This is a genomic window from Geomonas sp. RF6 (genome assembly GCF_021044625.1).
GTDB lineage: Bacteria > Desulfobacterota > Desulfuromonadia > Geobacterales > Geobacteraceae > RF6.
The window spans coordinates 1,162,855-1,180,504 of record NZ_CP087999.1 but is presented as its reverse complement, the minus strand read 5'-3'; the positions used below and the strand labels follow the sequence as shown (position 1 = coordinate 1,180,504).

Sequence of the window (17,650 nt, the reverse complement as noted above, 5' to 3'; positions counted from 1 at the left end):
CCGTCCGTGCTTGGCAAAAAGGGGGCAACGAGATACCATGAGCGCACATGGAGGCTCTCTCGTGTGTCTGATCCTGCTGGCGAATCGGGTTCATCCGCGCTACCCGCTGGTCCTTGCCGCGAACCGCGACGAGTTGTATGCCCGTCCGTCCGCTCCAGCCGCTTTCTGGGAGGATGCACCGGGGGTGCTGGCGGGAAAGGACCTGTTGCAGGGGGGGACGTGGCTCGGGGTGACCCGGCAGGGGCGTCTTGCGGCGGTGACCAATCTCCGGGACGGCCGTCCGTTCCGTGCCGACGCCCCCACCCGCGGCAACCTGGTCACCGATTTCCTCTTCAGCGCTGAGCCCCCTCCGGCATATGTCGAAGAACTCGGAAGGCGAGGGGGGAACTATAACGGCTTCAATCTCCTGCTCGGCGACCGATCCGACCTGTATCTATATAGCAACAGCGCCGACAGCAGCGTGAGGCTCACCCCGGGGTTCCATGGCATCAGCAACCACGGGGTGGAAGCGCCGTGGCCAAAGACGATGCGGGGGGTGCGCCTTCTGGCGCAGGCGCTGGCGGCCCCCTTCTCCGTGGAGGATCTCCTCGCCATACTCTCCGACGCCACGATCCCCGACTCTGCGACGGCGGGGGGCGAGGAAGAGGGGGAGACGCAGCGCTCGCCGATCTTCATGCGGGGCGCTGCCTTTGGTACCCGCTGCTCCACCGTCTTGCTTCTCGACCGGGAGGGGACGCTCACTTTTGTGGAGCGGAGCTTCAGGGACGGCACCTTGGAATCCTCGACTGCAACGTTTCAATTCCGTTTATCGCTCCCGTAGCCTTTGCCGCTTTATGATGCCGATGCCATTGGAGGCCCGCATGCCCTGGAAACCATCCTCACCCGAGATAGTCTCCCTCCTCGAGGCTGCTCTGTGCGACCTTTCCTGCGAGAAAAAGAAGATGTTCGGCTGCCCCGTCTATTTCACAAATGGCGCCCTCTTTGCCGGCGTCCACGAAGGGAGGATCTTTCTGCGCCTCTCGTCTTCCGACCGTGATGCATTTCTAAAAGATCACCCGGATGCTCCCCCCTTCGAGCCGATGCCGGGGAGGCGCATGCGGGAGTACCTCCTCGTTCCAGCGGCGCTTGCTGATGCACCCCCGCAACTCACCCGCTGGCTCACCAGCTCCCATCGCTATGCCGCGTCCCTTCCTCCGAAAACGAGGCCCGCTACGAGCAGAAGGGGGCGGCCGTGAGCCGGGAGGAGAAGTACCGGATCGGGATAGATCTGGGGGGGACGAAGACCGAGGCGGTTTTGCTCGCTCCGGATGGCACGCTCCTCGACCGCCGGAGGCAGCCGACCCCCCTGGCGCTTGGCTACAGCGGGGTCATCGACGCTGTAGCAGCGATGGCCCGGCACGCCGCATCCGGCGTTCCGTCGGGGCACGACTGCACGATCGGGGTGGGGATACCGGGTTCGATCGACTCGGTAACCGGGCTTGTGCGCAACGCCAATTCCACCTGCCTCATCGGAAAGCCCCTGCAGCGGGATCTCGAGAGTCATCTGGGGCGGCCGGTTGGGGTGCGAAACGATGCCGACTGTTTCACCCTCGCCGAGTGCCGCCTCGGAGCAGGCGCAGGGTACGGTCTCGTCTTTGGCGTGATAATGGGGACAGGGTGCGGCGGCGGCATCTGCATCGATGGAGATGTGCGGGAAGGGCCGCACAGGATCTGCGGGGAGTGGGGGCACTTCTCGGTCGACCCCTTCGGCGCCCCCTGTTATTGCGGTAATCGCGGCTGCGTGGAGACGAAGATCAGCGGATCGGGAGTCGAGGCTTCCTTCTTCAGAGACACCGGAGTCGAACTGTCGATGGACAGGATAGTAGCCGGTGCACGGGAGGGGGAGCCCCGATGCAAAGCTGCCTTCGAGCGCTTTCTCGACGATTTCGGGAGATGCCTCGGTGGTCTCATTTCCCTTCTGGATCCCGACGCAGTCGTTCTGGGGGGAGGTCTATCGAACATAGAGGAGCTCTACGGTGCCGGGGTGGCGCGGGTACGGCACTACGCCTTTCATGATGATCTGTGCACGCCCATACTGAAAAACCGCCTCGGCGATTCCGCCGGTGTCTTCGGAGCGGCGATGATCGGAGCTGGACGCGAATGAGGAGGGGGCGTCCCAGACCGGAGGGTGGGCTGGCTGTGCCGGTTGAGCACGGCCTGATCTGGGCCTCATCCGAAAGTACGATGAACGTACAGTAGACTCCCACGGCCGCTGCACGAGAACAGGCGTCCCTCCCTTTGCGAAGGCTCTTCCGGGAATTGTGGGGAAGCCGTAGGATGTTCCAATGAAGGGCCGCATGAGGCCTCGCGTCCCCCCTTTACAAAGGCTCATCCGAGAATTCCGGGGAAGCTGTAGTATGTTCAATGAAAGGCCGCACGAGGCCTAGCGTTCCCCCCTTTGCGAAGGGGGGACAGGGGGGATTTGACTCGGCCAACACCGTCCTGCAAAGTGCGCAACTGCTGTGGTCTCGAGCAATTCCCTTGATACCAGTTTGCAGAAAACTGGTGGAGCCTATGTCGTTGATCTTTAGCTGCCGCAGCACTGCGGTTCGAAGACCGAGATGTACTGTTAAACGGGCTGCGGTTCTGGAGGAGACTTGAAGATCAAATCCCCCCTGCCCCCCCTTCGCAAAGGGGGGAACCTTAGGCCTTCTGCAGTGCTTCGTGGCAATGCACCCACGCTCCCCCGGAATTTCCGGAAGAACCTTCGCAAAGGGGGGAACGTAATAGCCTCGCCTGCTCCTGTGAGGGGAAACCCCCTCGCGTCATGGGAGGAGGCAGCTAAAGCAAACTTTTTCTGAACCAGATGAGCCTCTATTGGCGCTTCTCTTTCAACGGGTGCTGCTTCCAGTAAATTCCCAGCACCTCGCGCTCGTTCGTGGTTAGCTTCGCTCCTTTTTTCTCCATGGACTTCTGGATCGCCAGCATGTCCTTTTCGGACTTCAGCGCGCTGTTGATCACGCTCGAACTGTGGCAGACCGTGCATTTCTTCTCGATGACGCTGAGGGCGATCTTGAAGTCCCCTCCTGTGACGCTTCCGAGGTTCTTCCCCGATATCGGCGTCTCCTGACTCCCCCACAGCGGAGTCGCCAAAGCAAGGGCAAGTGCCACTGACGGTATTCTCCCTGGTTTCATAGCTCCTCCTTCCTAACGGGAATGAGGAGATGATAGCGAGGCGCCGGCAATAGTCAACGTGGACGGGGTTTCCGGGTCCCGGTGCTGGTCTGCGTCACGCCCTCTCACTGCCAACGATGGCCGACCTGCTCCTTTGCTCACTCTGGTCGGTGTCCACTTCCTTCCGTCACGTCGCGATCGATTTCACCTTCTGCTTTGCTGTCGAGCGCAGCTTCCCCAGTTCTGTTGCCAGGAGCTCCGCCTGGGCCTTGTCCAGCTTTCCTACGTCGATCGCTTCGATGCGCGCCGCGCATGCGGAAATGAAGTTCAGGTTGATCCCGTCGGCACCGCGTGCAGCCCTGCTTCTGTGCCGGATTTCGCCCCTGGTCAGGCCGCTCTCCTTGTACTTTGCGTACAGCGAATTCATCTTTTCCTGGCTCCCCTGCTTGGCTATTTCCACCAGGATCCCCCGCGATGTCTTCGGATCGCTGCGGCAGTCCTCCTTTACCGATGCTGGGAGCTTTGTCAGGGAGAGGATCTCCGAGAGCGTAGACTCCGCCTTCCCGAGCACCATGGAGAGGTCGGAAAGCTGGTAGTCGTGTTGCGCCCGGAGGCGTTCGATAGCTTCTGCTTCCTCTATGGCAGTGAGATTTTCCCTCAGGAGGTTCTCCACTATGGAGATCTCAATGGGATTGCCGTCCGTCAGTACTGCGGGGATCGTGGTGCGCCCAGCCAGAAGGGAGGCCTGGTAGCGCCTTTCCCCGGATACCACCAGAAGCCGGCCATTCTCGTCGCGGCGCACCAGAACCGGTTGCAGTACTCCGTGCTTCTCGATCGACCCTTTCAGCTCGAGGAGCGCCTTTTCATCGAAGTACTTGCGGGGCTGGCCCTCGTCGAGATGCAGCTCGGACATATTCAGCTCGTAGATCTTTCCCTTTTCATACTCGACGTTTTCCTCGGACATGCTACCTCCTCTATTGTGCAGGCAATCGTTATTAGTTAAGAAGCTGCGCTGGTGTCGGAACTCGCGTTCCACGGCAGATAAACTATATTAATTACTATAATAAGCTCTAGCGTCAACCTCTCTAACCCTTTCTGTCTCGGTTTTTGTTGGCGTTGCTGTCCTTGTAGTCTTTGTAAAACTCCTTTCGATTCAACGCGTTAGCTGCTAAGGGCGCGTCGCCTGCTTCTTCGTTTATCCGGGATGAGTGTGTCGCACTCCATCGTTCGGCGGGCGGAATCGCTTGATCTGCACGGCGGGTAGACGCGACTTCGGCATGCCGAAGTCGGGTGTGATTTCGCCGGAGAAGAGGTTGGGATCAGTGTTTGCTGACTTCGGCATGCCGAAGTCGGGGAGGTAATGATGCTGAAGGTTGTAGAGGTGCACCTGTGAGGGGCGTAGACTACCCGTCCTTCACTTCGGCATGCCGAAATGGGGGAGTTAAGAAGCGGCGACACGTGTACATCGACTTCGGCATGCCGAAGTAGCTTTGCCTATAAGCACCAGTTCGGGGTCATATGTTCGTTTGGGAGCGCAGGAGCTCACACGTCCCCCTCCAAAGTGTGTCGGTGACAATTCCCCGAACGCCCCAATTAAAGCCTACCTCTTTTAGGCGCGCTTAAACCAGGTCTATGGTTGCGCTGAACCTACAGGTCGCTCGCTCTTCCGCTGTGCTTGCCGCAGGTCCCGCTGTTCCTTCCCGGGTGGGAAAAGAGTGACGCATGGTGGCGGGCCGATGAAAATTAATCGCTATTACAATGCTCCCTATCTCTGCGCGTCCAAATCAGTGTCGTGGGAGGAGACGTGGAAGAAGGTCGTGGCGTAGAAGTGGCCCGGCAGAGGCAGGCGTATGGCGGGTGAAAAATCCTGGTCAGCATAAAGATCAGCCAAAAAAAAGTTGTTTGACAAGTGGGAAGATTTAATAATAATTTGCAAATCCATTTGCCCCTGAAGAGGGGCTTGCAGTGCAGTCCGCCGCCTCCCTCCGCGAGTGCTCGGTAGGGCCAAAACCCTTTAAATATGAGGCTTAAGCCCCGATAGTCCTTGACAGTGATACTGTAAAATTGTATTCTGGCGAGCCTGACTATTTGTATACGCTATGGTTTTTTTATTCCCGGGCGGACCGGAATTTTTTGAGTCACGGAGGCGACGGCATTGACATTTCAGGATCTCATCCTCTCGCTGCAGGGGTACTGGGCGGGCAATGGATGCATCATACAGCAACCGTATGACACGGAGAAAGGTGCCGGTACATTCAACCCCGCCACCTTTTTGCGCGTCTTGGGCCCGGAGCCTTGGAACGTAGCTTACGTGGAGCCCTCCCGGCGCCCCACCGATGGCCGCTACGGAGAAAATCCGAACAGGCTGCAGCACTATTACCAGTTCCAGGTAATCATGAAGCCGAGCCCCATGAATATCCTGGACCTCTACCTCGACTCCCTGCGCGCTTTCGGGATCGATCCCGCAAAGCATGATGTGCGCTTTGTGGAGGACGACTGGGAGTCCCCGACGCTCGGCGCCTGGGGGCTTGGGTGGGAGGTGTGGCTCGACGGCATGGAGATCACCCAGTTCACCTACTTTCAGCAGGCCGGCGGTATCGACCTGAAGCCGGTCTCCTCCGAGATCACCTACGGCTGCGAGAGGATCGCCATGTATCTCCAGGGGGTGGACAATGTCTACGACCTGGAGTGGGTCAAGGGGGTGAAGTACGGCGACATCCACCACGAAAGCGAGGTGGAGTTCTCCACCTACAACTTCGAGGAAGCTGACGTCGACATGCTTCTCAACCTCTTCAGGATGTACGAGAAGGAGTGCGTGCGCCTGGTGGAGAAAGGGCTGGTCCTTCCCGCCTACGACTACGTCATGAAGTGCTCCCACACCTTTAATCTCCTCGATGCACGTGGCGCCATTTCCGTCACCGAGCGCGCCTTCTACATCGGCAAGGTCCGCAACGTCGCCAGGCTCTGCGCCGAAGAATATCTCAAGATGCGTGAGCGGCTCGGCTTCCCGCTTTTGAAAGGAGGCCGCTAATGGCAAAAGAACTCTTCCTGGAGATCGGATGCGAGGAGCTTCCGGCGAGCTTCGTGCCGAAGGCGATGGCGGACATGGCAGCCATCATGAAGCGGGAGCTGGAGAGTGCACGCCTCTCCTTTGACACTATAGTCACCCAGGGGACGCCGCGCCGCCTTGCCCTGGTGGTGCAGAATCTGGCCGAGCACCAGCCGGATGCGGAGCTGACCGCAATGGGCCCGGCAAAGAGCGTGGCCTACGACGCGACCGGAGCGCCTACGAAGGCTGCCCAGGGCTTTGCCAGGGGACAGGGTGTCGATGTCTCGGCACTGACCACGGTCATGACGGAAAAGGGGGAGTACCTCGCCTGCGTGAAGAAGGAGATCGGCAGGGGGACGGACGAGCTCCTGGCCGAGATCCTTCCCCGCCTGGTGGTCACCATCCCCTTCAAGAAGTCGCTGCGCTGGGGGGACCAGGAGGTACGCTTCGCCCGCCCGGTGCACTGGATCGTCGCCCTCTACGGCGGCGGCGTCGTCCCCTTCTCCTTCGGGAATGTGCAAAGCGGCAGTGTCTCCCGCGGCCACCGCTTCATGGCCAATACCTCTTTTGAGGTGCGCGACTTCGCCCACTACCAGGAGGAGTGCGAGCGTCACTTCGTGATAGCCGATCCGGAGCGCAGGAAGGAGATCATCCGCCGCGAGATCGAGCGGGTGGCGAAGCTTGCCGGCGGGAATGTCCTTGCGGACGAAGGGCTCCTGGAGCAGGTGACCTACCTGGTGGAGTACCCGAGCGCGGTTGCCGGGACCTTCTCTCCCGATTTTCTCGCTGTGCCGCGCGAGGTACTTATCACCTCCATGCGTGAGCACCAGCGCTACTTCTCCCTGGTGGACGAAAACGGGAAGCTCCTCCCCGGCTTCATCACCATCAACAACACCCTGACGGAAGACCCCACGGTGGTGGTGAAGGGGAACGAGCGGGTGCTGCGCGCCCGCCTCTCCGACGCCCGCTTCTTCTTCGACGAGGACCAGAAGCACCCCCTGGAGACCCGCGTCGAAGCGCTGAAGAGCGTGGTGTACCAGCAGAAGCTCGGGACCTCCTACGAGAAGATGGAGCGCTTCCGTGCTCTGGCCGCCTCCCTGTCGCAGAAACTGAACCCCGACGTCCTCGACAAGGTGGAGCGTGCCGCGACACTGTGCAAGGCTGACCTTGTGACCGGGATGGTCGGCGAGTTCCCGGAGGTGCAGGGGATCATGGGGCGCGAGTATGCGCTGCACGACGGCGAGGATGCCGCGGTCGCCAATGCCATTGCGGAGCATTACCTGCCGATCCAGGCAGGCGGCGAGCTCCCCGCCTCCGACATCGGCGCCTTCGTCTCCCTTGCCGACAAGATGGATACGATCTGCGGCTGCTTCTCCGTCGGGCTCATCCCGACCGGCTCCGCCGATCCGTACGCCCTGCGCCGTTCCGCGCTCGGCATCATCAACATCATCCTGGACAAGAAGTACCGGATCGCTCTCGCCTCCTTCGTGGACTCGGCGCTCGAGCTTCTGCGCCCGAAGATGACCCGCAACGCGGACGAGGTGCGTCGCGACGTGCTGGAGTTCTTCAGGGGGCGTTTCGTGAACCTCCTCGCCGACCGCTACCCCGGCGACGCGGTAGATGCGGTTGTCAGCATCTCCTTCGACGACCTCGTGGAAGCGGAGGCAAAGATCGCAGCGCTGGCGGAATTCCGCAAGAGAAGCGATTTCGGCCCCCTCGCCGTTGCCTTCAAGCGCGTCTGCAACATAGTGAAGGAAGGGGTGGACGTCGCGGTGGACGCGGCACTATTCCAGGATCCTGCCGAAGAGGAACTGCACTCCGCCGCTTCCGGGGTTACCGGGAAGGTTGATGCAGCTGTCGCCGGTCGGGACTTCCTCGGCGCCCTGACGCACATCGCGACGCTGAAGGAGCCCGTGGACCTCTTCTTCGACAAGGTGATGGTCATGGCGGAGGATGAGGGGGTCCGCCAGAACAGGCTGGCGCTCCTTACCGGGATTTCCAGGCTCTTTGCCCGCGTTGCGGACTTCGCAAAGCTTTCCTCGTAGGGTCAGGGACACGAATTCCGTTCCTGTATTGAAAAAAAATAATTATAGGCTACGTTTTATACTTTCCGGAAAATACCGTAGACACACTATCCGTAATGGGAGGGGTTCAAATGGGAGCGAAGTACGTATATTTCTTTGGCGCGGGGAAAGCTGACGGCAACGCGCAGATGAAGGAGCTTTTGGGGGGGAAGGGAGCCAACCTCGCCGAAATGACCAGCATCGGCCTGCCGGTTCCCGCAGGTTTTACCATCACCACCGAGGTCTGCACCGAGTACTACAAGAACAACAGAAACTACCCCCCTGCACTTGCTGCGGAGGTCGCGGAGAACCTGGCGAAGGTAGAGGCGTTGATGGGGAAGAAATTCGGTGACGCCGCCAACCCGCTCCTCGTTTCCGTCCGCTCCGGCGCCCGCGCTTCCATGCCGGGGATGATGGACACCATCCTGAACCTCGGTCTCAACGACACCACCGTGCAGGGGATCATCGCGCAGAGCGGGGACGAGCGCTTCGCCTACGACGCGTACCGCCGCTTCGTGCAGATGTACTCCGACGTCGTCATGGGGATGGACAAGCACGAGCTGGAGCACCTCCTCGAGAAGAAGAAGGAAGCCCGCGGCGTGCACCTCGACACCGAGCTCACCGCTTCCGACTGGAAGGAACTGGTTCTGGCGTTCAAGGCGCGCATCGAGGACGTCCTCGGCGTTCCGTTCCCGGAAGATCCGAAAGATCAGCTCTGGGGCGCGATCAGCGCAGTCTTCGGCTCCTGGATGAACCAGAGGGCGATCACCTACAGAAAGCTGAACAACATCCCCGCGGACTGGGGTACCGCAGTCAACGTGCAGTCCATGGTCTTCGGCAACATGGGGAACGACTGCGCCACCGGCGTTGCCTTCACCCGTGACCCTTCCACCGGAGAGAACTACTTCTACGGCGAGTACCTGGTCAATGCGCAGGGGGAGGACGTCGTTGCCGGTATCCGCACCCCGCAGCCGATCAACAGGGCGAAGCACAAGGAAGGGGACCTTCCCTCCATGGAAGAGGTGCTCCCCGAGTGCTACGAGCAGCTGGTGGGAATCCGCGACATCCTGGAGCGTCACTACAAGGACATGCAGGATATCGAGTTCACCATCGAGAAGGGGATCCTGTACATGCTGCAGTGCAGGAGCGGCAAGCGCACCGCGAAGGCTGCGATCAAGATCGCAGTGGAGATGGTGCAGGAAGGGCTGATTGACGAGAGGACCGCCGTTTTGCGCGTCGCCCCGAGCCAGCTCGACCAGCTGCTGCACCCGTCCCTCGACCCGAACGCGGAGAAGAAGATGATCGCGAAGGGGCTCCCCGCTTCCCCGGGCGCCGTCTCCGGCGAGGTCGTCTTTACCGCCGACGAGGCGGAGAGCGCAGCGAAGCTCGGCCAGAAGGTCATCCTCGTGCGTGTGGAGACAAGCCCGGAGGACATCCACGGCATGCACGCCGCCCAGGGTATCCTCACCGCCCGTGGCGGCATGACCTCCCACGCCGCAGTCGTTGCCCGCGGCATGGGTAAATGCTGCGTCGCCGGGTGCGGCGACATCAAGGTCGACTACCGCGGCGAGGCGTTCGTCACGAAGGACGGCACCGTCGTGAAGAAGGGGGATGTCATCACCCTCGACGGTTCCACCGGCGACGTCATGCTCGGCGCCGTCCCGACCGTGGCGGCCGCAGTAAGCGGCGACTTCTCCACCCTCATGGGGTGGGTCGACAAGATCCGCCGCATGAAGGTCCGCGCCAACGCTGACACCCCGCACGACGCCCGCGTCGCCCGCGAGTTCGGCGCTGAAGGTATCGGCCTGTGCCGCACCGAGCATATGTTCTTCGAGGCCGATCGTATCGCCGCTGTGCGCGAGATGATCCTCGCTTCCGACACCGAAGGGCGCAAGAAGGCGCTCGCCAAGATCCTCCCGATGCAGAAGGGTGACTTCCTCGGGATCTTCAAGGAGATGAAGGGGCTGCCGGTAACGATCCGTCTTCTCGACCCGCCGCTGCACGAGTTCCTGCCGCAGGCGGAGAAGGACATTGAAGCACTCGCCGCCACCATGAATGTGTCGGTGCAGACCCTGAAGCACAAGGTCGAGTTCCTGCACGAGTTCAACCCGATGCTCGGGCACCGCGGCTGCCGTCTCGGTGTAACCTTCCCGGAGATCTACGATATGCAGGTTCAGGCAATCATGGAAGCCGCCTGCCAGCTCGTGAAGGAAGAAGGGTACGAGATCGTTCCGGAGATCATGATCCCGCTCGTGGCTGTCACGAAGGAGCTTGCGGTCCTGCGCGCCAATGCGGTAGCAATCTGCGAGGATGTCCAGGCACGTTACGGCGTGAAGGTGAAGTACCTGATCGGCACCATGATCGAGCTCCCCCGCGCCGCCATCACCGCCGACCAGATCGCAGTCGAGGCGGAATTCTTCTCCTTCGGCACGAACGACCTCACCCAGACCACCTTCGGTCTTTCCAGGGACGATGCCGGGAAGTTCCTCCCCGCATACGTGGAGAACGGCATCCTTGAGGACGACCCCTTCGTCACCCTCGACCAGAACGGCGTCGGAGCACTGGTGCGCCTCGGTGTGGAAAAGGGGCGTCAGGGGCGTCCGGGGATCAAGGTGGGGATCTGCGGCGAGCACGGTGGCGATCCTGCCTCCGTCATCTTCTGCGACTCCATCGGCCTCGACTACGTCTCCTGCTCCCCGTTCAGGGTGCCGATCGCCCGTCTGGCAGCTGCCCACGCGACGCTGAAGCACGGAAACGTGCTAAAGACCGCTCCGGAGAGTTGCAACAAGGAACGTTCTGCGGGTTCGACAACAATCGGCTTGACAGCGTCTGTGTAAAAGTGTAGGAAAGTACCTTCATGCCCGCCTGGGTCCTGCCCGGGCGGGTGCATAAAAGCAATACCAGGAGAAAGAGTAATGGCAAACGGTGTGGTGAAGTGGTTCAACGATGCAAAGGGTTTCGGTTTTATTGAGCAGGAAAACGGCGTGGACGTCTTCGTGCACTTCTCCGCCATCCAGGGTGACGGCTTCAAATCCCTGGCTGAGGGTGACGCTGTGAGCTTCGACGTCGTCCAGGGCGCCAAGGGCCCGCAGGCAGCCAACGTGGTGCGCAACTAGCTCGGTAGGACTATGCTGTGTAGGGGGCTCCGGAGAAATCCGGGGCCTTTTTTATGTCGTGGAGTGACTCTCGTGTCCCCCCTCCCTCGACGGGAGGGGGACAGGGGGAGGGTGAAGCTGCCATCTTCCGAACTGGTGAGTTATCTTCCCCCCCCACCCTGACCCTCCCCCGCAAGGGGAGGGTGCGACCCTCCGCCGCCAGATTGATCTGGAAGCCCGGGACTGTTGCCGGGGCTGTTGACGGCTGCGGTAGCTCCCGGGTATTATTGCGGTGGCGCGGGAGTGGACCGTGTGCTGCAGAACGGATGATAATGGTAGTGAGTACTCTGGAGGGGGCACGCCCTTCGTGGGGCCGATGCTTTGCCGGCAGAAATCGGGGCAGCCATGCGTATTGACGAGAAAGCAGGATCGAGAGGGGTCGCGAAGAAGGGGAAAGGCGGAAAGGGGACAGAACCGCGTGCCGTCGGAGGCACGGACGGCGCCCTCTTTGCCGGCAGGCTGACCCAGGTCGCGAAGACGAGCGCCGACTACGCAGGGGCACTCCAGCAGTTGAAAGAGGATCTGGACAAGGCGGGAGCACTCCTGGAACAGGAGCCGACCATCGCCAACTTCAAGGTCTTCAGGGACCTCATCGCTACCATGGCTCGGAAGGTCACCTCCGAGGCGTACCGGGTCGAACTCGTGGGGGGGCCGCTTACCGGCCGCAGCCATGAGGTTATCACCGTCATCGACAAGGAGGCGGATCTCCTCTACCACCTCGTGATGCGCGAGCAGAAGGACCACATCAGGATCGCTGCTCAGATCATCAAGATAAAGGGGCTCGTGGTCGACTTTCTGCTATAGGACCGGCACCATGGTGCTCCAGATTAACCGTGTCGCCCCGCAACCGCTTGCCGGGCCCGAAACCTGCACCCCTGCCAGGTACCCCGCCTTCTCAACTCATTGACCACGCTGTACCACATCTGGTTGTTCTTCAGGTTCCAGTTCGGTGCCACCCGGATGGAGAGCGGTGCCGAGCCGTAAAGGCGCTGCAGAGATACCTGCGGCGACAACTCTTCCAGAAAATCGCATACCCCCCCCACATACTCCTCGTGACTCAGCGGGGTAAAGCTCCCTCTCTCGTACATCTCCGCCAGGCGCGTGCCTCGCACCGCATGCAGCTGGTGCACTTTCAGGCTGTTTATCGGCAGATCCGACATGATGCGCGCCCCCTCCAGGAAACCCTCCCGGGTCTCCCCCGGAAAGCCGTAGATGAGATGGGTGCAGATGTCGATGCCGCGCCCGGTCAGACGCCGCACCGCGTCGCGGTACTCGTCCAGGGTGTGCCCCCGGTTCATCCAGGAGAGGATCCTCTCGTCTATCGACTGCAGCCCGAGTTCCACGCACACATACTTCTCCGTCGCTATCTCGGCGAGGAGCTCTATCGCCTCCTCTTCGAGGGAATCGGGGCGCGTTCCGACCGATATGCCGATGACGTCGGGGTGCCTGAGGGCGCGGCGGTAGAGGTCGGAGAGCTTCCCCACGGGGGCGTAGGTGTTGGTGAATTTCTGGAAGTAGACGATGAACCTGTCGCTGCGAAGCCGGGTGCGGTGGTAGCTGATCCCGGCCTCTAGCTGCTCTTCGAGCGGGATTACCGGCTGCGTCCCTTTCGGAGAAAAGGAGCTGTTGTCACAGTAGATGCAGCCGCCGGTCCCCCTGCTGCCGTCACGGTTGGGGCAGGTGAAGCCGCCGTCCACGTTGACCTTGCTCACCCGGCACTGGAAGCGCCGGCGCAGATAGGAGCCGTACGAGTTGATACGCAGCTCCGGATGGATCAGTCCGTTCGTCATCTTCTAGTCGTTGCGGTCGAGGGCGGGGAGTCGGGAGAGTATCTGGCGCGCGGCCTGGCGCGGATCGGGAGAAGAAAGGACGGCCGAGATGAGGGCTACTCCGTGGGCGCCGTGGTCGACGACCTCGGCGCAGTTTTCCCCCTTCACGCCACCGAGGGCAAAAACGGGGATTCTCAGAAGCTTCGTCACCGCCTCCAGGCGCTCGACGCCGAGCGGTTCCCCCATCCCGGCCTTCGAGGGGGTGAAGTACACCGGTCCATAGGTGATGAAGTCGGCGCCCGCCTCCTGTGCCGAGGTGGCCTGAATCTTGTTGTGGCAGGAGACGCCGATCAGTTTCTTCTCCCCCAAAAGGCGTCGTACCTTGTAGGTGGGCATGCTGCGGTTGCCGAGATGGACGCCGTCGGCGTCGACGGCGAGGGCGACGTCGACGCGGTCGTTTATGATCAGTTTGGCGTTGTGGCGCGCCGTCACGCGGCGCATGTCGTAGGCGAGCTCGTAAAGCTCCTTCGTGGAGAGATCCTTTTCGCGCAGCTGGACCGCGCGCACACCGCCCCTCAGCGCTTCCTCAACCACGAACTCCAGCCCGCGGCCGAGGGCCTGGTGCCGGTCCGTGATGAGGTACAGCGTGAAGTCGATCCACGGTGATGACTCGTTGAAAATGCTCACGCAATGAGTCCGGTGAGGGGGGACGAGGCGTTGGCGTGGAGCTTCATGGGGATGCGACCCGCCTGGTAGGCGAGTCTCCCCGCACGCACGGCGAGCTTCATCGCCTCCGCCATGGCGAGCGGGTCCTGCGCCCCGGCGATCCCGGTGTTCATCAGCACGCCGTGGCAGCCGAGCTCCATGGCGATGGCGGCGTCGGAAGCGGTTCCGACCCCTGCGTCGACTATGACCGGAACCTGCACCGTATCGAGGATGATCCGGATGTTGTACGGATTCCTGATGCCGAGCCCGCTGCCGATCGGAGCGCCGAGGGGCATGACCGCTGCGCAGCCGATGTCCTCCAGCTTTTTGCACATGATGGGGTCGTCGCTGGTGTACGGAAGGACGGTGAACCCTTCCTTCACAAGGACCTTCGCCGCCGCCAGGAGCTGCTCGTTGTCCGGGAAGAGTGTCTTCTCGTCCCCCAGCACCTCGAGCTTCACGAAGTCGGAGAGACCCGCCTCGCGGGCGAGACGGCAGGTGCGAACCGCGTCGTCCGCGGTGTAGCATCCGGCGGTGTTCGGCAGGAGAGTGTATTTCTTCAGGTCGATGTGGTCCAGCAGCGATTCCCTGCTGCGGTCGCAGATGTTGACGCGGCGCACGGCGACGGTAATGACCTCGGCCCCCGATGCCTCGATGGCAGCCACCATTTGGGGGAAGTCGGCGTACTTCCCGGTTCCCACCATGAGGCGGGAGTTGAACTCGCGTCCCGCTATGACCAGTTTGTCGTTCTTCTCTGTCATCGTTTCTCCCTGATCATCTGTCGATCTCCATTATCCCCTCTCCCGGCGGGGTACTCCCCCCCTCCGACGAAGTGTACTATCTCCAGCACATCCCCGTCCTGAAGGAGCGTCCCCTGGTAGTCCGCCTTCGGGAGTATCTCCCGGTTCAGCTCGACCGCAACCCTGACCGGGTCGATCTGGAGGGAGAGGAGGTAGTCCTGGACGGAAATAGGATCGATCGTGACGGCTTCGCCGTTTACCGTGATCTTCACTGCGGCTCCGATTTTTTCGTGCTTGGATTCGTTAAGGCGAGCTGCGCCTTCGGTGGTGGGCTCTGCTGCTCCGCGCGGGCGGTCTTCGGGATATTTCAATGCAAACTAACAACTTGGCTGTGCCGTGTCAACCGTTTTCTATTCCGGTAGGGGAGTCGCCAGCCCACTGGCGACGCGGCTACAGCTCGGTCTCCTCGTCCTCGTTGTAGCTCCAGATCTGGTAGCTCTCCAGGGAGAAGATGGTGACACCGGCGGCAAAGACTGCCCAAAAGTTTTCGGGGAGCACTCCGGAGAGATGGTAGAAGACGTAGAAGGCGCCGAGGTACCCGGCATGCGCGATGCCGCCGGTCTTCAGTGCATTCCCCATCATGCGGGCGAGGGAGAGAATGATGGCGGAGAAGCTGTACACGATAAGTGCGAGACTCAGCATCCCCTGGGAGGGTGCGGGACCGAGGATCTCTCGGGCGTGGGCGGAGAGGGGAGGGAAGAGGTCGAAACCGCGCACGGCAACGGTACTCGAGGCAATGAAGAGTGCGATTGCCACGAGCTCCCTGATCTTTGCCCGCTGGGATTGATCGCGGCTAGCTGGCAGCATCGGCCCCTTTGCGGCTTTCAGCCCCTGTGCCTGCTGCGCTCGAATTCGCCCGCTCCGCGAGGGTGCTTATGTTTCGGGCCAACTTGCCGATCTCGGCGCAGCGATGGGAGAACGGCTCCCGCGTCTCGCCTGCTGCGGCGCGGTCGCTGTACTCGGTGAGCTGGCGGATCGGGGTGAAGATGTTTCTCTGCAGGAGCGCGGCGACACCCCCGATCGTAAGGAGGAGCACCATGATGCAGAAAAGGAGCATCCTGTTGCGCACGAGGGCGAGGCTGCGGTGCAACGGCTCGGTCGACACCGCGATCTCCAGGGTGCCGAGCGTCTGCTGCGCCTTGTCGTGGACGTGGCACGAGGCGTTGGAGCAGGCGGCTTCGTTGGGGATCGGTACGGAGATGGCGAGGATCTCGGTGCCGTTCGCATTGACGAGGCGGCGTCCCTCCGGTAGGGGAGTGGCCGCATGGGCGCCCTCGGCGGCACCTTTCGGGCCGGGGGTGCCGACCTCGGCATCCCTGCTGGAGAACGCGACGACCCCTTCTGTATTCACAATACGGACATGCTCGACGCCGCGCCCTTCCCCGATGTTGCGCACGATGTTGCTGAGCCCTTCGCGGTCCGCCTTCAGCATGGTGTAATGCGCCGACTTGATGACGGTGGCTGCGAGGCTTTTCTCCTGCTCGATGGCGCCGTGGGTCAGGTCCTCCTTTACCGCTGCGTAGAGGAGCACGCAACAGATCACCACGAAGCCGGTGATGGCCATTGCGACCGGAACCACTGCCCTTGCTGTGAGTGTCCTGAACATGCCGCTTGTACTCCTATTCTTGTTGAGTGGCCTGTGTGGCGGAATCGGCAGGGCCACTTCCAAAAAGAACCCGCCCCTCCAGGGGTTCGAAGGGGCGGGCAGTTGTGTGAACGTTGTTGAGAGCTACGACCTAGGACGAGGGGTCCATGTCGTGGCACTTGCCGCAGTTTTCCTGCACCGTGAAAGCCTTCTTCCCGTCGTGGCAGGCGCCGCAGGACTTCGCCTGCTCCATCTCCCCCATCGTCACCGGACGTTTCTTGCCGTTGGGGAAGATCTTGGTGTGGCACTCGCTGCAGCTGTACTTCGCGAGGTGCGGCTTGTGGCTGAAGTCGACGTCGCCGGCGAACTTGATCTTGTACTTCACGTTCATGACGGCGTGGCAGCGGCTGCAGTCGGCGACCGCGAAAGCCTTTTTGCCGTTGTGGCAGGCGCCGCACGATTTACCCTGGTCCATCTCCTTCATGGAGACCGCTTTCCTCGCGCCGAAGGGGAAGACCTTCGTGTGGCAGTCATCGCACTTCTGGCCGACGAGGTGCTTTTTATGGCTGAAGGTAAGGGGGCCGGTCTGCGCGATCTGGAAGGTCTTGTCCTTCACTGCGTGGCAGCGGTCGCACTTGGCGATGGCGAAGGCGCCTTTCCCGTTGTGGCACGCGCCGCACGATTTCCCCTGCTCCATCTCCTTCATGGAGAAGCTCTTCTTGGAGCCGAGGGTGTACACCTTGTTGTGGCAGTCCGCGCACCCTTTCTTCGCCAGGTGCTTCTTGTGGCTGAAGGTGAGGGGGCCGGTCTCCTTGATCTGGAACTTCACGTCCTTCACCGGGTGGCAGGTCGCGCACGCCTCTATGCTGAAGGCGGTCTTGCCGTTGTGGCAGGAGCCGCACGATTTCCCTTTCTTCATGGCGTCCATGCCGACCGGGGCGTTGCGGCCGGTCTTGTACAGCCTGTTGTGGCAGGCGCCGCAGTCGGCGGTCTTCGCGGTGTGACGGGCGTGGCTGAAGCGGACCGGGCCGGTGCTGGCGACAGGGATCATGACGTCGCCGACCTTGTGGCAGCGCACGCAGGCGGAAAGGGGGAATGCCGCCTTGCCGTTGTGGCAGCCGCCGCACGATTTCCCCTGCTCCATATCGGCCATGGTGGCGGGGGTCCTCTTCTTCATGTTGAAGAGGGTGTTGTGACAGCTCTTGCAGTTGTTGGATATTCCCGATTGCTTCAGATGGTTCTTGTGGCTGAAAACGACCTTTCCGGCATTCTTGGTGCTGAAGGATACATCCTTCACATCCACCGCGTACGATGACACGGCGACAAGAAGTGCGGAAAGGGTCAGCAATGCTTTACGGATAAGCATGGTCC

At 61.5% G+C, this 17,650-nt stretch carries 17 protein-coding genes; 8 read left to right on the top strand and 9 right to left on the bottom strand.

Annotated features, from left to right (window positions below; genetic code table 11):
• Nucleotides 1-61 precede the first annotated feature (61 nt).
• Genes LPW11_RS04955 through LPW11_RS04945 form a run of 3 tightly spaced genes read left to right on the top strand, consistent with a single transcriptional unit; the run spans nt 62 to nt 2,143 of the window.
• Entirely contained in the window at nt 62-820 is a 759-nt protein-coding gene (locus tag LPW11_RS04955) for an NRDE family protein (protein WP_230997028.1), read from the top strand.
• 40 nt (nt 821-860) lie between these two features.
• Nucleotides 861-1,235, top strand: coding sequence for a TfoX/Sxy family protein (locus LPW11_RS04950; RefSeq protein WP_230997027.1), 375 nt, complete (start codon nt 861-863; stop codon nt 1,233-1,235).
• Complete coding sequence (locus tag LPW11_RS04945) at nt 1,232-2,143, top strand: ROK family protein (RefSeq protein WP_230997026.1); 912 nt, start codon at nt 1,232-1,234, stop codon at nt 2,141-2,143. Before LPW11_RS04950 ends, LPW11_RS04945 begins: the two co-directional genes overlap by 4 nt.
• A gap of 710 nt (nt 2,144-2,853) precedes the next feature.
• On the opposite strand, the gene LPW11_RS04940 is transcribed toward LPW11_RS04945, so the two are convergent.
• Nucleotides 2,854-3,174: a cytochrome C gene (locus LPW11_RS04940; protein WP_230997025.1), complete on the bottom strand. Its 321-nt coding sequence runs from the start codon at nt 3,172-3,174 to the stop codon at nt 2,854-2,856.
• 166 nt (nt 3,175-3,340) lie between these two features.
• Nucleotides 3,341-4,117 carry a ParB/RepB/Spo0J family partition protein gene (locus LPW11_RS04935; protein WP_230997024.1) on the bottom strand — a complete coding sequence of 259 codons (777 nt, stop codon included), beginning with the start codon at nt 4,115-4,117 and terminating at the stop codon, nt 3,341-3,343.
• A gap of 1,191 nt (nt 4,118-5,308) precedes the next feature.
• Between LPW11_RS04935 and glyQ the strand changes: the two genes are divergently transcribed.
• The 5 genes from glyQ to LPW11_RS04910 all read left to right on the top strand — a co-directional run bounded on the left by glyQ (nt 5,309) and on the right by LPW11_RS04910 (nt 12,224).
• Complete coding sequence (glyQ, locus tag LPW11_RS04930) at nt 5,309-6,184, top strand: glycine--tRNA ligase subunit alpha (RefSeq protein ID WP_230997023.1); 876 nt, start codon at nt 5,309-5,311, stop codon at nt 6,182-6,184.
• The gene (gene glyS / locus LPW11_RS04925; RefSeq protein WP_230997022.1) at nt 6,184-8,247 is read left to right on the top strand and encodes a glycine--tRNA ligase subunit beta; all 2,064 of its coding nucleotides are present in this window, start codon (nt 6,184-6,186) and stop codon (nt 8,245-8,247) included. The genes glyQ and glyS overlap by 1 nt, the downstream gene beginning before the upstream one ends.
• A 110-nt stretch (nt 8,248-8,357) precedes the next feature.
• The gene (gene ppdK, locus LPW11_RS04920) at nt 8,358-11,102 is read left to right on the top strand and encodes a pyruvate, phosphate dikinase (RefSeq protein ID WP_230997021.1); all 2,745 of its coding nucleotides are present in this window, start codon (nt 8,358-8,360) and stop codon (nt 11,100-11,102) included.
• Nucleotides 11,103-11,180: 78 nt separating this feature from the next.
• Nucleotides 11,181-11,381, top strand: a complete 201-nt coding sequence (locus LPW11_RS04915; protein ID WP_230997020.1) for a cold-shock protein — start codon at nt 11,181-11,183, stop codon at nt 11,379-11,381.
• A gap of 384 nt (nt 11,382-11,765) precedes the next feature.
• The gene (locus LPW11_RS04910; RefSeq protein ID WP_230997019.1) at nt 11,766-12,224 is read left to right on the top strand and encodes a YaaR family protein; all 459 of its coding nucleotides are present in this window, start codon (nt 11,766-11,768) and stop codon (nt 12,222-12,224) included.
• A 23-nt stretch (nt 12,225-12,247) separates the two neighbouring features.
• Here LPW11_RS04910 and LPW11_RS04905 read toward each other — a convergent pair whose 3' ends face one another.
• The 7 genes from LPW11_RS04905 to LPW11_RS04875 form a co-directional block, all read right to left on the bottom strand.
• A complete protein-coding gene (locus LPW11_RS04905; RefSeq protein WP_230997018.1) occupies nt 12,248-13,210 on the bottom strand; it encodes a TIGR01212 family radical SAM protein in 963 nt (320 codons plus the stop codon).
• A gap of 3 nt (nt 13,211-13,213) precedes the next feature.
• Entirely contained in the window at nt 13,214-13,870 is a 657-nt protein-coding gene (gene thiE / locus LPW11_RS04900; RefSeq protein WP_230998244.1) for a thiamine phosphate synthase, read from the bottom strand.
• Between the two features lie 2 nt (nt 13,871-13,872).
• Nucleotides 13,873-14,655, bottom strand: a complete 783-nt coding sequence (locus LPW11_RS04895) for a thiazole synthase (protein ID WP_230997017.1) — start codon at nt 14,653-14,655, stop codon at nt 13,873-13,875.
• A complete protein-coding gene (gene thiS / locus LPW11_RS04890) occupies nt 14,652-14,906 on the bottom strand; it encodes a sulfur carrier protein ThiS (RefSeq protein WP_230997016.1) in 255 nt (84 codons plus the stop codon). The genes LPW11_RS04895 and thiS overlap by 4 nt, the downstream gene beginning before the upstream one ends.
• Nucleotides 14,907-15,084: 178 nt before the next feature.
• Nucleotides 15,085-15,501, bottom strand: a complete 417-nt coding sequence (locus LPW11_RS04885) for a menaquinol oxidoreductase (protein WP_230997015.1) — start codon at nt 15,499-15,501, stop codon at nt 15,085-15,087.
• A complete protein-coding gene (locus tag LPW11_RS04880; protein WP_230997014.1) occupies nt 15,488-16,300 on the bottom strand; it encodes a HAMP domain-containing protein in 813 nt (270 codons plus the stop codon). The genes LPW11_RS04885 and LPW11_RS04880 overlap by 14 nt, the downstream gene beginning before the upstream one ends.
• A gap of 130 nt (nt 16,301-16,430) precedes the next feature.
• On the bottom strand, nt 16,431-17,645 hold the full coding sequence (locus tag LPW11_RS04875; protein ID WP_230997013.1) for a cytochrome c3 family protein: 1,215 nt from the start codon (nt 17,643-17,645) through the stop codon (nt 16,431-16,433).
• Nucleotides 17,646-17,650: the final 5 nt, after the last annotated feature.